Source organism: Burkholderia sp. b14, from assembly GCF_900156195.1.
GTDB lineage: Bacteria > Pseudomonadota > Gammaproteobacteria > Burkholderiales > Burkholderiaceae > Mycetohabitans.
Genome location: NZ_FTPJ01000003.1, coordinates 1,048,608 through 1,062,665 on the forward strand (window position 1 = coordinate 1,048,608; position 14,058 = coordinate 1,062,665).

General features: G+C 62.7%; 14 protein-coding genes. 7 read left to right on the plus strand and 7 right to left on the minus strand.

The genetic code is table 11. The annotated features are described in order from the left end of the window. Window positions 1-40 precede the first annotated feature (40 nt). Window positions 41-1,336, minus strand: coding sequence for a branched-chain amino acid ABC transporter substrate-binding protein (locus tag B0B13_RS09060; protein ID WP_237573970.1), 1,296 nt, complete (start codon window positions 1,334-1,336; stop codon window positions 41-43). A gap of 284 nt (window positions 1,337-1,620) precedes the next feature. On the opposite strand from B0B13_RS09060, the gene B0B13_RS09065 reads away from it, so the two are divergent. Next, window positions 1,621-2,163: a hypothetical protein gene (locus B0B13_RS09065; RefSeq protein ID WP_076797244.1), complete on the plus strand. Its 543-nt coding sequence runs from the start codon at window positions 1,621-1,623 to the stop codon at window positions 2,161-2,163. A gap of 265 nt (window positions 2,164-2,428) precedes the next feature. On the opposite strand, the gene B0B13_RS09075 is transcribed toward B0B13_RS09065, so the two are convergent. From B0B13_RS09075 to B0B13_RS09100, 6 genes are all read right to left on the minus strand, one after another. After that, window positions 2,429-3,973 (minus strand): 2-isopropylmalate synthase, encoded by a 1,545-nt coding sequence (locus B0B13_RS09075; protein ID WP_076795850.1) that lies wholly within the window; start codon window positions 3,971-3,973, stop codon window positions 2,429-2,431. 263 nt (window positions 3,974-4,236) lie between these two features. After that, window positions 4,237-5,229: a CDP-diacylglycerol--serine O-phosphatidyltransferase gene (pssA, locus tag B0B13_RS09080; protein WP_076795852.1), complete on the minus strand. Its 993-nt coding sequence runs from the start codon at window positions 5,227-5,229 to the stop codon at window positions 4,237-4,239. A gap of 19 nt (window positions 5,230-5,248) precedes the next feature. After that, window positions 5,249-5,887, minus strand: coding sequence for a phosphatidylserine decarboxylase (locus tag B0B13_RS09085; RefSeq protein ID WP_076795854.1), 639 nt, complete (start codon window positions 5,885-5,887; stop codon window positions 5,249-5,251). 153 nt (window positions 5,888-6,040) lie between these two features. Continuing rightward, window positions 6,041-7,057: a ketol-acid reductoisomerase gene (gene ilvC, locus B0B13_RS09090; RefSeq protein WP_076786403.1), complete on the minus strand. Its 1,017-nt coding sequence runs from the start codon at window positions 7,055-7,057 to the stop codon at window positions 6,041-6,043. Window positions 7,058-7,139: 82 nt separating this feature from the next. Continuing rightward, a complete protein-coding gene (gene ilvN, locus B0B13_RS09095; protein WP_076786401.1) occupies window positions 7,140-7,631 on the minus strand; it encodes an acetolactate synthase small subunit in 492 nt (163 codons plus the stop codon). A 103-nt stretch (window positions 7,632-7,734) separates the two neighbouring features. Continuing rightward, window positions 7,735-9,504, minus strand: coding sequence for an acetolactate synthase 3 catalytic subunit (locus tag B0B13_RS09100; RefSeq protein WP_076795857.1), 1,770 nt, complete (start codon window positions 9,502-9,504; stop codon window positions 7,735-7,737). Window positions 9,505-9,834: 330 nt separating this feature from the next. Here B0B13_RS09100 and B0B13_RS09105 point away from each other — a divergent pair, with 330 nt between their 5' ends. From B0B13_RS09105 to B0B13_RS09130, 6 genes are all read left to right on the plus strand, one after another. Beyond that, window positions 9,835-10,398: an RNA polymerase sigma factor gene (locus B0B13_RS09105; protein ID WP_076795860.1), complete on the plus strand. Its 564-nt coding sequence runs from the start codon at window positions 9,835-9,837 to the stop codon at window positions 10,396-10,398. After that, window positions 10,395-10,817, plus strand: coding sequence for a DUF3619 family protein (locus tag B0B13_RS09110; protein ID WP_076795863.1), 423 nt, complete (start codon window positions 10,395-10,397; stop codon window positions 10,815-10,817). The genes B0B13_RS09105 and B0B13_RS09110 overlap by 4 nt, the downstream gene beginning before the upstream one ends. Before the next feature lie 23 nt (window positions 10,818-10,840). Further along, entirely contained in the window at window positions 10,841-11,674 is an 834-nt protein-coding gene (locus B0B13_RS09115; protein WP_083703784.1) for a DUF3106 domain-containing protein, read from the plus strand. Beyond that, the gene (locus tag B0B13_RS09120) at window positions 11,647-12,174 is read left to right on the plus strand and encodes an RDD family protein (protein WP_083703698.1); all 528 of its coding nucleotides are present in this window, start codon (window positions 11,647-11,649) and stop codon (window positions 12,172-12,174) included. Before B0B13_RS09115 ends, B0B13_RS09120 begins: the two co-directional genes overlap by 28 nt. A gap of 542 nt (window positions 12,175-12,716) precedes the next feature. Next, window positions 12,717-13,472: a TetR/AcrR family transcriptional regulator gene (locus B0B13_RS09125; RefSeq protein WP_076795870.1), complete on the plus strand. Its 756-nt coding sequence runs from the start codon at window positions 12,717-12,719 to the stop codon at window positions 13,470-13,472. Then, entirely contained in the window at window positions 13,472-14,056 is a 585-nt protein-coding gene (locus B0B13_RS09130) for an LOG family protein (protein ID WP_076797245.1), read from the plus strand. Before B0B13_RS09125 ends, B0B13_RS09130 begins: the two co-directional genes overlap by 1 nt. Window positions 14,057-14,058: the final 2 nt, after the last annotated feature.

The following is a 14,058-nucleotide window of genomic DNA, read 5'->3' on the forward strand; positions in this document are numbered from 1 at the left end:
CAACTAAACTTAATTGTAGCATAGCCGAGGCAAGCTAGGATCAGCGCACACGGCGCATCCGGCACGTGCTGGCCGGGATCGTCTGCTCAGGCGTGAGCGTCAGCAGCGTGCGAAAACCATAGCCGGAACCTTCATTGTCAAAGCGCACGTGTGCGGTACCCGCCTTCTCCATCTGCATGACGTAAAGGGGCTGGATTAGCTGGTGATCGTTGGCACGCATCCACGACGGATGGAAACCACTGCCGTAGTCGGCGCGCGCGCCTTCCAGCGCGGTTGCCACCGCCAGTGCGTCGTCCGAACCGGCGTGCGTGAGCGCGCGAGCCAGCATGTCGATCATCACGCTGATTCTCAGCAACGGATAATCGTCCAACGACGCCGGATACCGCGCCCGGAATGCCGTGTAGAACGCGTCGGACGCCGCCCCGCCCACATTCGGATGCCAGTCCGCCACCGCGATCACACGGCCCACGCCGGCATCGCCGAGCGCCGCCGGCGCGCCGAGGCTGTTGCCGTAGAAGGTGTAGAACCGCAGCTTCAGGTTCTGCTCGCGCGCCGCGCGCACCAGCAACGTCAGATCGTTGCCCCAATTGCCGGTCAGCACCGCGTCAGCGCCGCTCGCCCGGATCTTTGCCAGATACGGCGCAAAGTCCTTGACCCGACCCACCGGCACAAACTCGTCACCCACGATCGCCACGTCGGGCCGCTGCGCAGCAAGCGACGAACGGGCCAGTGAACTCACCTGGCGGCCAAAGCTGTAATCTTGGTTAAGTAAATAAACCTTCTTGAGCGACGAGTCGCGGCGCATCACCTCGGTCAACGCGTTGATCCGCATGCCCGCGTGCGCGTCAAAGCGGAAATGCCAGAAGCTGCAGTCGTCCTCGGTCAGCGCCGGATCATCGGCCGAGTAGTTCAGCAACAGCATGCGACGGTTGGGTTCGCGCACATTGTGCTTGTTGATCGCGGCGATCAGCGCCGCGGCCACCGCGGAGCTATTGCCTTGCAGCACGAAAGCAATCCGCGCGTCGGCGGCGGCGCGCAACTGCACCAGCGCCTCATCCGTGGCCCCTCGGCTGTCCAGCACAACCAACTGCAGCGGATGCGCGCCGTCTCGCAGCATCACCCCGCCGCGGGCGTTGACCCGCTCGATCGCAAAGCGCAGATTGCGCTCGACTGCCGCGCCCGCATTCGCAAATGCACCGGACATCCCTTCGATCAGCGCGAGCCGCACCGGCGCGCCGGCGGGCAGCGCGCGCTGCGCCGAACCCGAGCCGGGCACAGCCGTCGCGGCCGCGGCGCTTGCCTGCGCGTGCGCCGCGCAGGCAAGCGCCATCGACATCGGCAACACTGCGGCCACGCCGCGCAAGCGCCGCCATCCAGCACACACGGACTGCGCGATGCGCCTATGCGCACGGCGCGCCACAGCCAGAGGCCCACCCGCCGGCAAGTCTCCTACACGTCCATTCATTCGATCCTGTCCGCATTGCTCGCTGCCCATCCAGTCCTCGCCGTTCACATCAAAGCGCGGATCATAGGCTAGCGTGCCCTCGCGCGGCAAGACCGGTGCGATCTTTTGCGTCAATGCATGGCAAAATTGCTGCAATGGAAGAAGGAGTTCGGACCATGTCATTATCGGATTCGCCTGCGTGGTCGGCCTGGGCCGCGCCCGCTCGAGCACGAGTCGCCGCCGGTCTTGCCCTGCTGGCGCTGTGCGGTTGCGTACAGCCCTGGCAACGCTTCAAGCCCGGTGACGATGCGTCGATGCTGATCGCGCGGCTCGGCGCACCCCGTGAAGTGTATGACCTGCCCAATGGGGGCAAGCGATTGATGTGGCCAACCCAGCCGATGGGCGAAACGACAACGGCGGCCGATGTCGACGGCACGGGCAAGGTCGTTGACGTGCGACAGGTGTTGCAAAACAGCGAATTCTATCAAGCACAGGTCGGCAAATGGACGAAGAACGATGTGCTGATCCGCTTCGGCAAGCCGGAGGAAACCGCCTATTTCCCAAGGATGAAGCGGGAAGTGTGGCGTTATCGCTACATGGATGACGGCGTCTGGTACCAGTTGTACCACTTCTATTTTGACGACGCCGGTGTGTTGCGGCTCACGCAGAAGACGCCTGACCCGCTGCACGATCCAGAGCGCCGGCGCTTCCTATTTTAGCGGCGCCGCGCCAAAGCGGACGGCGACCACGCCGGTGTCGGCGGCAGGGCAGCGCCGTCACGACCAAGCGTGGGCGAACCGACGAGCAGCGCCGCGTGACACGGATGGCGGCGCGCGCCGTACGGCACGGCACGGCACGGCACAGCACAGCACAGCACAGCACAGCACAGCACAGCACAGCATGGCATGGCATGGCATGGCATGGCACGGATGGTGACATGCAACGTGCGGCACGAATGGCAGCGTGCGACGTGCGGCCGCACCGCTACGAGCGCTGTGGATTGAGCTTTTCGGCGCTCGGATCAAGCTTGTTCAACGCCGCAATATAAGCCTTTGCCGACGCGGCGACGATGTCCAGGTCGGTGCCGACGCCATTGACGATACGCCCCGCCTTCGACAGCCGCACGGTCACCTCGCCTTGCGCCTGCGTGCCAGCCGTGATCGCGTTGACCGAATACAGTATCAATTCCGCACCACTATTGACCCGTGACTCGATCGCATGCAACGTCGCATCGACCGGGCCGTTGCCGTGCGCCTGGCCGATCATCTCGCTACCGTCGACGGTGAACACCACTTTCGCGTGCGGCCGCTCGCCCGTTTCCGAATGCTGCGACAACGACACAAACCGATAAGTTTCGTGATCGTGCGCGGCATTGGCCTCCTGGCTGATGATCGACAAGATATCCTCGTCGAAGATCTCCGCCTTGCGATCGGCCAGTTCCTTGAAACGCGCGAATGCGGCGTTCAGTTCCGCCTCGCTGTCTAGCGCCACCCCCAATTCCTGCAGCCGCTGCTTGAACGCGCTGCGGCCCGACAGTTTGCCGAGCACAATCTTGTTCGCGCTCCAGCCCACGTCTTCCGCACGCATGATCTCGTACGTGTCCCGCGCTTTGAGCACCCCGTCCTGATGAATTCCCGACGCGTGCGCAAACGCATTGGCCCCCACCACCGCCTTGTTCGGCTGCACCACAAAGCCCGTCGTCTGCGACACCAGCTTCGAGACCGGCACGATCTGCGTCGTGTCGAGGCCCACCTCTAGCCTGAAGTAGTCACGGCGCGTCTTCACCGCCATCACCACTTCCTCCAGCGACGTATTCCCGGCCCGCTCGCCAAGCCCGTTCACCGTGCACTCAATCTGCCGCGCGCCGCCCAGCTTCACCGCCGCCAGCGAGTTAGCCACCGCCATACCCAAATCATTGTGGCAGTGCACTGAGAATACCGCCTTGTCGGAGTTCGGCACCCGTTCGCGGATCTGCCGGATCAGCGCCGCATAGCCGTCCGGCACCGCATAGCCGACGGTATCCGGAATGTTGATCGTGGTGGCGCCCTCCGCGATCACCGCCTCCAGCACCCGGCACAGGAAATCCATGTCCGAGCGGCTACCGTCCTCTGGCGAAAACTCAATGTCGTCCGTGAACTGCCGAGCAAAACGCACTGCCAGCCGCGCCTGCTCGTACACCTGCTCCGGCGTCATGCGCAGCTTCTTCTCCATATGCAGCGCCGAGGTCGCGATGAATGTATGGATCCTGAACCGCCCCGCCGGCTTAAGCGCCTCGGCCGCACGCGCAATATCCTTGTCATTGGCGCGCGCCAGCGAGCAGATCACGCTGTCCTTGACCTGCGAGGCGATCGCCTGGATCGCGTCAAAATCTCCGTCCGAACTGGCCGCGAAGCCCGCCTCGATCACATCCACCTTCATGCGCTCGAGCTGTCGTGCGATGCGGATCTTCTCCTCCTTCGTCATCGACGCGCCCGGCGATTGCTCGCCATCACGCAACGTCGTGTCGAATATGATCAACTTGTCTGCCATGTCAGTCTCCGGACTCGAATCAGTGGGGTAAGCGGCAACCTCCTCTATCGGCACACCGCAGGTGACGCCGGTGCGAACAGGCGAGACGAAGCGGAGGCAGAATCGATTCAGCGCGATAGACACGCCGACGTCGGCGCGCGAGATAACGCGCCGACCGGTAGAGATAGTAGAAGCCGTGCAGCCATATTGATTCGGACGACTATAGCGTCAATTAGGTCAACGTGCAACGCAACCTAACCGTGCCATTGGCCAATAGTCGATGACTATGGCCGCTTGTCCGCGCGGCGCTCGTTGTCCAACGCCTTGTTTGCGATGTGCTCCTGGGTAGCAGATCTTTCCACCGCGCGTACCCTGTCCGACGCCTTATCCGTGATGGGCTCGTGGGCGGCCGGCTTGACAGCACCCAACGCGACCGGATTGGGCTTGCGCGATATCGCGCGCCACATCCACAGCACATAGCCGGACAAACCATACAATACAAACAGGCCGAACAGCATCAGCGGCGGATCAGACGACACAAGTACGAAGGCGACTACGACCAGCAGGATCGCCGCAAACGGCACCCGATGCCGGACGTCGAGCGCCTTGCCGCTGTAGAACGGCGCATTGGAGACCATGGTAACGCCCGCATAGATCGTCAGGCCAAATGCGACCCACGGCAGCCAGCCGAGCTTGAGCGGCACCCGATTATCGGTCGCCAGCCATACGAAGCCGGCCACCAGCGCGGCAGCGGCCGGACTCGGCAGGCCCTGAAAATAGCGCTTGTCGACCACGCCGATGTTCGTATTGAAGCGTGCCAGGCGCAGCGCGGCGCCAGCGCAATAGACGAACGCGGCAAGCCACCCCCAGCGACCTAGATCCTTGAGCACCCACTCGTACATCACCAGCGCTGGCGCAACACCAAACGACACCATGTCCGACAGGCTGTCGAACTGCTCGCCGAACGCACTTTGTGTATGCGTCATGCGTGCCACGCGGCCGTCCATGCCATCCAGCACCATCGCGACGAAGATGGCGATCGCGGCGATCTCAAAACGCACGTTCATCGCCTGTACCACGGCGAAGAAACCGCAGAACAATGCAGCGGTTGTGAACGCATTGGGCAGCAGGTAGACGCTGCGTTTGCGTAGCAATTGTTGGCGCGCGGCCCGCAGGCTGCGCCGCGCGATCTGCTCTTGCACCGTGCGGTTGCGCCGGAACGGTCGCGCCAGGCGCGGCCCGCCCGCACGCGGGCGTCGCGGTTTGAAATCAGCCATCAAGCCCTCCTTGCGCCGCTCAAAGCTCGGCCAGGATCGTCGCCGACGCCTGTACCTTCTCGCCGATCGACACCCGCGGCTTGCTGCCCAACGGCAGATAGACGTCCACGCGCGAGCCAAAGCGGATGAAGCCATAGCGCTGGCCGCGGAAGAGCGGCTCGCCGGTGCGCACGTAGCACAGGATGCGCCGAGCGATCAATCCGGCCACCTGCACCGAGGTGACAATGTGATTGTCCGCGGTCTGCAGCACGATCGCGTTGCGCTCGTTCTCCAGCGACGCCTTGTCGATTGCTGCATTCAGGTAGGCGCCGGGGAAATATTCGACCTGGGTCACCGCACCGTCAACCGGCGAGCGTTGTGAATGAACGTTGAACACGTTCATGAACACGCTGATCTTCAGCGCGTCGCGGTTCACGTACGGATCGTGCGCAGTCTCGACCGCGACGATCCGTCCGTCAGCCGGGCACAACACGGCATTCGGCTGCTGCGGCACCGGCCGCTGCGGATCGCGAAAGAACTGCACGACAAATAGTGTCAGCAGCCAGAAAGGCCACGCCCAGCCGAAGCCCACGAATGCATGGATCAGCAGCGTCACGACGAACGCGGCAGCGATGAAAGGCCAACCTTCGCGGGCAATGATCGGATGAGGATAAGTCATATAGGCAACGCCAGTTCCAAGAAAATAGAAGGATAGCAAACCCCGGCCGCCTGTCACGCCCGCGGCCTGTGGGCGAATAAAGAAAAGCCGCCCGGGCATGACGCCCCAGGCGGCTCGAACGCGCGATGGCGCGTGCGTGGTGCGAGCGCGTGATCAGTTCTTCGACTGATCGACCAGCTTGTTTTTCGCGATCCACGGCATCATCGCACGCAGCTTCGCGCCAACCGTCTCGATCTGGTGTTCGGCCGTCAGGCGCCGCCGCGATTGCAGCGTCGGCGCGCCGGCGCGGTTCTCAAGGATGAAGCTTTTCGCGTACTCGCCGGTCTGGATGTCACGCAACACATGCTTCATCACCTGCTTCGTCTCGTCGGTGATCACGCGCGGGCCGGTCACGTACTCCCCGTACTCGGCGTTGTTCGAGATCGAGTAGTTCATGTTCGCAATGCCGCCTTCATAGATCAGGTCGACGATCAGCTTCAACTCATGCAGGCATTCGAAGTACGCCATCTCAGGCGCGTAGCCTGCCTCAACCAGCGTCTCGAAGCCGGCCTTGATCAGCTCGACCGTGCCGCCGCACAGCACGGCCTGCTCGCCGAACAAATCGGTCTCGGTTTCCTCGCGGAAGTTCGTCTCGATGATGCCCGCACGGCCACCGCCGTTGGCTACCGCATACGACAGTGCGATGTCACGCGCCGCGCCCGACTTGTCCTGTGCGACCGCAACCAAGTGCGGCACCCCGCCACCCTGTGTGTAGGTGCCGCGCACCGTATGGCCCGGCGCCTTGGGTGCGATCATGATCACGTCCAGGTCGGCACGCGGTACCACTTGGCCATAGTGCACATTAAAGCCATGCGCGAACGCGAGCGCCGCGCCTTGTTTGATATGCTCATGCACGTCGCGCTTGTAGACGTCGGCGATCTGCTCGTCCGGCAGCAGGATCATCACAATGTCGGCACCCTTCACCGCTTCGGCCACTTCCTTCACGCTCAAGCCGGCGGTCTCGGCCTTCGCCCACGACGCGCCGCCGCGACGCAGTCCCACCGTCACGTTCACACCGCTGTCGCGCAAGTTCAGCGCGTGCGCGTGGCCTTGCGAGCCGTAACCGATGATTGTGACTTGCTTGTCCTTGATCAGCGAGAGATCGGCGTCCTTATCGTAATAAACTTTCATGTGATTTCCTTCGTGTAGTGTCACTTCGATTCAGTGTTCATTGCCCCCGATGCCGCGCTGCCCGCCGCGGCACCAGAACAGGTCAAACCTTCAAGATCCGCTCGCCGCGACCGATGCCCGAGCCGCCAGTGCGCACCGTCTCCAGGATCGCCGTGGCGTCGATCCCGTCGATGAATGCGTCGAGCTTGCCGCTGGCCCCGGTCAACTCGATCGTGTAGGTCTTCTCGGTGACGTCGATGATGCGGCCGCGGAAAATATCCGACATCCTCTTCATCTCCTCCCTTTCCTTGCCGACCGCCCGCACCTTGATCAACATCAGTTCGCGCTCGATGTGGGCGCCCTCGGTCAGGTCGACCACCTTCACCACCTCGATCAGGCGGTTCAAATGCTTCGTGATCTGTTCAACCACGTCGTTCGAGCCAATCGTCACGATCGTCATGCGCGACAGCGAGCGGTCCTCGGTCGGCGCGACGGTCAGGGTCTCAATGTTGTAGCCACGCGCCGAGAACAGGCCGACCACGCGCGATAACGCACCGGGTTCATTCTCCAGCAGCACGGAAATAATGTGTCGCATCTTGTTTCTCTTTCCCGTTTCGATGTTCTTGCGCCCGGCGCTACCCGCGGCACGCCGCGTGTCGCGGGCAGCGCCGCCTTCGCGCGCGCCGACGCGCGCTTCGTCAGAGGTCCTCTGCGCCGAGCAGCATCTCAGTGATGCCCTTACCGGCCTGAACCATCGGCCAGACGTTCTCGGTCGGGTCGGTCTGGAAATCGAGAAACACGGTACGATCCTTGAGCCGCAACGCCTCCTTCAACGCCGGCTCGACGTCTGCCCTGCGCTCGATACGCAGGCCAACATGGCCATACGCTTGAGCAAGCTTTACGAAGTCCGGCAGCGCGTCCATGTATGAATGCGAATAGCGCTTGTTGTACTCGAGTTGTTGCCACTGACGGACCATGCCCAGGTAGCGGTTGTTCAACGACACGATCTTGACCGGCGTCTCATACTGCTTGCATGTGGACAGCTCTTGGATGCACATCTGGATCGAGCCCTCACCGGTGATGCACACTACGTCGGCGTCCGGATGCGCCATCTTCACGCCCATCGCAGCCGGCAGACCGAAGCCCATCGTCCCGAGCCCCCCGGAATTGATCCAGCGGCGCGGTTTGTCGAAGCGGTAGAATTGCGCAGCCCACATTTGATGTTGACCGACGTCCGAGCACACGAACGCGTTGCCGCCGGTCAGCTCGTGGAGCGTCTCGATGACGTACTGCGGCTTGATGATCTCGCTGTCGCGGTCGTACTTCAAACAATCGCGGGCACGCCACTGCTCGATCTGCTGCCACCACGCGTCCAATGCGGCACCGTCCGGGCCGTGCGGCGCGGTCTGCAACTGCTCGATCAATTCCTTGAGCACTTCCTTCACGTCGCCCACAATCGGGATGTCGACCTTCACTCGCTTGGAAATCGATGAGGGGTCGATGTCGATATGGATGATCTTGCGCGGCGTACTCGCGAAATGCGTGGGGTCGCCAATGACGCGGTCGTCGAAGCGGGCACCGATCGCAATCAGCACGTCGCAGTGCTGCATCGCCATGTTGGCCTCGTACGTGCCATGCATGCCGAGCATGCCGAGGAACTTGCGATCCGTCGCGCGATAGCCACCCAGGCCCATCAGCGTGTTGGTGACCGGGTAGCCGAGCAGATCCGCGAACTGGTTCAACTCGCGCGAGGCCTCGGCCAGGATGATCCCCCCGCCGGTATAGATGTACGGGCGCTTTGCAGACAGCAGCAGTGCGACCGCCTTGCGGATCTGGCCTGAATGCCCCTTCGTGACCGGGTTGTACGAGCGCAGCGCAATATGCTTGATCGGCTCGTAGTGACACGGCGCCTTCGACACATCCTTCGGGATGTCGATCAACACCGGCCCGGGGCGGCCGCTCTGGGCAATGTGGAACGCCTTCTTAACTGTCGCGGCGAGTTCGTGCACGTCCTTCACGAGGAAGTTGTGCTTCACGCACGGCCGCGTAATCCCGACCGTGTCACATTCCTGGAACGCGTCCTGGCCAATCGCCGCCGTCGGCACCTGGCCGCTGATGACCACCAGCGGAATCGAGTCCATGTATGCGGTGGCGATGCCGGTCACCGCGTTCGTCACACCGGGCCCGGAGGTTACCAGGCACACGCCGACGTTGCCGGTGGAGCGCGCGTAGGCGTCCGCGGCGTGCACCGCGGCTTGCTCATGGCGCACCAGCACGTGCTGGATCTTGTCCTGCTTGTACAGTTCGTCGTAGATGTAGAGTACCGAGCCGCCCGGATATCCCCAAATGAATTCGACGTTTTCGTCAGCGAGCGCGCGCATCAGCACGGTCGCGCCGATCGAGCCGGTTTTGGTTTCAGCAGGGGAGGAGAGATCCGACGTGGAGCATTCCGCGCTTGGCATATTCATCGTTCACCTTTCGAATTTTCGGCAAAAAATTGATCGGGGGCTCTCCACCGGGCTTGTGGCTCGGGTTCAAGCGGCGCGTCTTAGAGAGAATGCGAGCTTTGTGAGCGTCGCCTCAATGAGACAATCACAGCGTCTTGCGAATCTATTACCATATCGAGTCGCGCAACAAGGGTCAAGCAAAAAATGCCGGCTTCCCACAGGGCCTTTTTTTTTGCTAGCATCCGCGGGTTTTCACGTTTTTGTTGGGTTGGCGCGCCCCGATGGCGCGGGCTAGCCGGCAATTCACTTTCCGCGCGTCACGCGTCACCTGTCGCGCCGAATTCCACAAGGATGGCATCAGACAAGGAACTCGCCGATTTCCTGGCGGGCGTCGAAAGGCGCGCATTTAAGCATGTCGCGTATGCGGTGCGCGATGACGACGCCGCGCTGGACGTCGTCCAGGACGCGATGATCAAGCTCGCCGAGAAATACGGCGAGCGGCCTGCGGCCGAGCTACCGCTGCTGTTCCAGCGCATTTTGCAGAACGCGACCCACGATTTCTTTCGCCGCCAGAAGGTGCGCAACACGTGGGTCAGCCTGTTTTCGGCGCTGGGCAACGGCGATGACGACGAGTTCGACGTGCTGGAAACCTACGAATCCTCGGACAATTCGACCGCGGTCGAGAACAGCGCCGACCGGCTCGAGCGGGAGCAAGTGCTCGCGCTGATCGACGAGGAGATCCAAAAACTGCCCGCGCGTCAACGTGAAGCGTTTCTGATGCGTTATTGGGAAGATATGGATGTCGCCGAAACCGCTGCCGCGATGGGCTGCTCGCAGGGCAGCGTCAAGACCCATTGCTCGCGGGCCACGCATGCGCTGGCTGTCGCGCTGAAGGCGAAAGGAATCACACTATGAGCGGTACACTTGAGACAAAAGAAATCGAATTTGCACTGAAAGTACGCCGAGCGCTCGACGAGGGCGCAGCGCGCCTGCCACGCGCGACGACTGACCGGCTGGCGGCCGCGCGACAGGCCGCGCTTGCGAGAAAGAGACCCGATACTCGCACGCGGCCGGTTTACCTGCCGGCGCTGGCCGGCGCCGGCAACGTGCCAACGGGCACCAGCGGCGCACGCAAGCGCGCCCGCTGGAGCCGCCTAGCCCTAGTCTGGCCGCTACTGGCGCTGGTGTGCGGTCTCGCCGCGATCCGCGACTGGGAAAACCAGCAGCGCCTAGCCGACATCGCCGCGATCGACGCAGCCATGCTCAGCGACGAGCTGCCGCTGTCCGCCTACTTGGACCACGGCTTTCACGCCTACCTGTCGCACGGGCACTGATACGCTAACTAGGAGCAATGTCGGTGAGTAACAAGCGCGGTTTGGCTATGGTCTATGCGGGTGTGATGGCTGCATTTGTCGCGTTCATGGCAACCTATCCGCGCTTTCACCCAGCATCGTCGTCTCGCGCGTTGCCGTCTGACGCCGCGCCAGCGCCGGTCGGCAGCGGGGTAGCAGCAGTGGCGAGCCACGCCGCCGTTGCCGACATGGCAGCCGATGCGGCCAACCCACTGTCCTGGGCCCGCCTTACCGCGGCGCAGCGCGACGCGCTAGCGCCGCTGGCCCCCCAATGGGATCATTTCAGCGCCGAGCGCAAGCGGAAATGGCTGAAAATTGCAGCCAGATATCCAAAAATGCGCACAGAAGAGCAACAGCGACTGCATCAACGAATGGCCGAATGGATCCGCATGACGCCACAGCAGCGGCGCGTCGCGCGTGAGAACTACCAGTTGTCCAAGGAACTCTCCGTACAGGCACGCGAAAAGGCGTGGAGCGCCTATCAGCAATTGCCCGACGAATTAAAGCGCAAGCTGGCGGCCACCGAGAAAGCACGACGCCCGACCGTAGTCAGCGCGCCGCCAAGCGGTAAGCCTGAAATCAAGGACCTAGGCAAGCTCGAGCGCTCACGCGAGCGCGCCGATGCCGCCGCGGCTGCACCACGCGCCGGCACCTCGGCCAGTACGGCGCCAGTTGGCCCGGGTACGGCGCCAGTTGGCCCGGGCACGCCGCCCGACACCCACCCGGCACCGTCGGCGTCGGCCGCTGCGTTGACATCTTCCCCGGCCGCCGGCTCACAAACCGAGCCGGAAAAGCCGGCGCAGTCGGTGCCGTGGTTCTTCAACGATCACGCGCAGTGAATCTGCCGCGTGAACACGTGCCTCGTGGCCGCGCCCCATCCCTGTGGCGCCGCCTGCTGTGCGCGCTCTACGAAGGCATCATTTTGTTCGGCGTCGTCTTTATTGCCGGCTACCTATTCAGCGCGCTGACCCAGCAACGCGATGGATTAACGCATCACAATCTGTTGGCTGGCTGGATCACTCTCGTCGTCGGCGCGTATTTCGTCTGGTTTTGGACCCATGGCGGCCAAACATTGCCGATGAAAACTTGGCGACTGCGGCTCGTTGACCACGCGCTCGCACCGGTCGGGTTGGGGCGCGCAATGCTGCGCTACGTGCTTGCCTGGCTATGGTTCCTGCCGCCGCTGGCGCTCCATTCGGTGCTCGGAGGGTCGGTGCCGCACACGCTGCTCGCGCTGTCCGCGTGGATAACGCTATGGGCCAGTACGCAATGGCTGGATCCGGATCGGCAATGGTTGCATGACCGGCTGGCCGGTACCCGCATTGTTGCTGCCCCGTAATAAGAACGTCTTGTAACTGTCGCGCCAGTTTCACGCCGGCCGGTTTCACGCCGGCATCGTGCAATGCGGGCCATTACACTGCGCGAGCGTGGACCAAAGTGTCCAACCTACCCCCGTAGCCCCTGAAGCACACCGGCGCAAAGAGCAAGCCGGCGCAGACGGCGGTCCCCTGCGTGACCTCCAGCCGACCGGCACGCCGACGGCCTCTTCGCGCCCCCGTCCGCGTCGAACGCGCCGCCTGTTGCCAGCGTCGATGACGACTCCGGCATGCATCGATACCGCTCTCTGGTGCGCGATATTAAACGCTCCCAGCCCGGCGCGCCGCTGCCGGACGCCACCGAAGCGGACCGATCATGGAACGCCGAGCCGCCGCTCGCACCTCTGCATGCTTCCACTGAATCTATTACATAGGTCTGCTAAGCCGATCAGTCTGTCCGATACAACAAAGCCTGCGCCTCAGTGCGAAAACGGCAGTTTATAATCCGGCGATCTCGCCCGTGCGAGCCCACCAGCCGGAGTTTCCGGCGCACAGAGCCGACGCCATGGAATCGAAACCGCCCCGTCGCACCCGCGACCGAATCCTCGAACTGTCGTTGCGACTCTTCAATGAGATCGGCGAGCCGAACGTCACAACGACGACGATCGCCGAGGAAATGGAAATCAGCCCAGGAAACCTGTACTACCATTTCCGCAACAAGGACGACATCATCAACAGCATCTTCGCTCAGTTCGAGCAAGAGATCGGCAAGCGATTGCGCTTTCCCGATGACCATCGTCCAACAATCGACGAGATGTGGGCCTATCTGGCCTACATGGCAGATTTTCTGTGGACGTACCGGTTCCTCTATCGGGACCTGAACGATTTGCTGGCGCGCAACCGCACACTGGAGACGCACTTCAAGCAGATCATCACGCACAAAGTCAATTTCGCGCGCCAGTTGTGCGAGCAATTGATTGCCGACGGCGAGATGGAAGCGACGCCCCAGGAGGTCGGCGTGATCTCGACCAACATCGGCGTGATCTCGACCTATTGGCTGTCGTACCAGTTCGTGATGAACCCACGCAAGTACAACGAGCAGGAAGCGATCCGGGCCGAATTGCATCAGGCGAGCCTACACATCGTATCGCTGATGGCCCCTTATCTGCGCGGACGTTCGCGCCAATTGTTCGACGATCTGGTTTCCGGCCGGTTGCCGATGCGCGAATTCGCCGACTACCTGCCGCCGCGCGACGGCAGGGGCGAGACACGGTCCGAGTCAGGCAAGGCCGAGACGCAACGCCCGAAGGGGGCGCGATGATTAATTCGGTGTGCGTATATTGTGGCTCCGCTGTCGGCCGTCGGGACGAATACCGGCAGGGGGCGCAGGCGTTTGGTCGCGCGCTCGCGCACGCGGGTCTCACACTGGTCTATGGCGGAGGCCACGTCGGCTTGATGGGCGAGATCGCGGATGCCGTGCTGCAAGCGCAAGGCCATGCGATCGGCGTGATCCCGCAGCTATTGATCGACAAGGAAGTCGGTCATCGCGGCTTGACCGAGTTACACGTCGTCGCAAACATGCACGAGCGCAAGAAAATGATGGCTGACCTGAGCGACGCGTTCGTCGCGCTGCCTGGCGGCGCCGGCACGTTCGAAGAGTTGTTCGAAGTCTACACGTGGGCGCAACTCGGCTATCACCAAAAGCCGGTCGGTCTGCTCAACATCGCCGGCTATTACGATCCGCTGCTGGCAATGCTGCGCCACACCGCCAATGAGGGCTTCATGCGGCACGACTACGTCGGACTGCTCCAAGTGGAGTCGGACGTCGACGCGTTGCTTGACGGGCTGCAACGCTACGTGCCGCCGGTCGGCGACAAGTGGTCGGAGAAACGCGAAGCGGTCTAGTC

What these genes read in the sequence shown, in the direction of transcription:
- B0B13_RS09085 (WP_076795854.1), bottom strand. Translation starts at nt 5,887, where the DNA reads ATGACTTATCCTCATCCGATCATTGCCCGCGAAGGTTGGCCTTTCATC.
- B0B13_RS09065 (WP_076797244.1), top strand. Translation starts at nt 1,621, where the DNA reads ATGTCATTATCGGATTCGCCTGCGTGGTCGGCCTGGGCCGCGCCCGCT.
- B0B13_RS09100 (WP_076795857.1), bottom strand. Translation starts at nt 9,504, where the DNA reads ATGAATATGCCAAGCGCGGAATGCTCCACGTCGGATCTCTCCTCCCCT.
- ilvC (WP_076786403.1), bottom strand. Translation starts at nt 7,057, where the DNA reads ATGAAAGTTTATTACGATAAGGACGCCGATCTCTCGCTGATCAAGGAC.
- B0B13_RS09125 (WP_076795870.1), top strand. Translation starts at nt 12,717, where the DNA reads ATGGAATCGAAACCGCCCCGTCGCACCCGCGACCGAATCCTCGAACTG.
- ilvN (WP_076786401.1), bottom strand. Translation starts at nt 7,631, where the DNA reads ATGCGACACATTATTTCCGTGCTGCTGGAGAATGAACCCGGTGCGTTA.
- B0B13_RS09105 (WP_076795860.1), top strand. Translation starts at nt 9,835, where the DNA reads ATGGCATCAGACAAGGAACTCGCCGATTTCCTGGCGGGCGTCGAAAGG.
- B0B13_RS09075 (WP_076795850.1), bottom strand. Translation starts at nt 3,973, where the DNA reads ATGGCAGACAAGTTGATCATATTCGACACGACGTTGCGTGATGGCGAG.
- pssA (WP_076795852.1), bottom strand. Translation starts at nt 5,229, where the DNA reads ATGGCTGATTTCAAACCGCGACGCCCGCGTGCGGGCGGGCCGCGCCTG.
- B0B13_RS09060 (WP_237573970.1), bottom strand. Translation starts at nt 1,336, where the DNA reads ATGTCGATGGCGCTTGCCTGCGCGGCGCACGCGCAGGCAAGCGCCGCG.
- B0B13_RS09110 (WP_076795863.1), top strand. Translation starts at nt 10,395, where the DNA reads ATGAGCGGTACACTTGAGACAAAAGAAATCGAATTTGCACTGAAAGTA.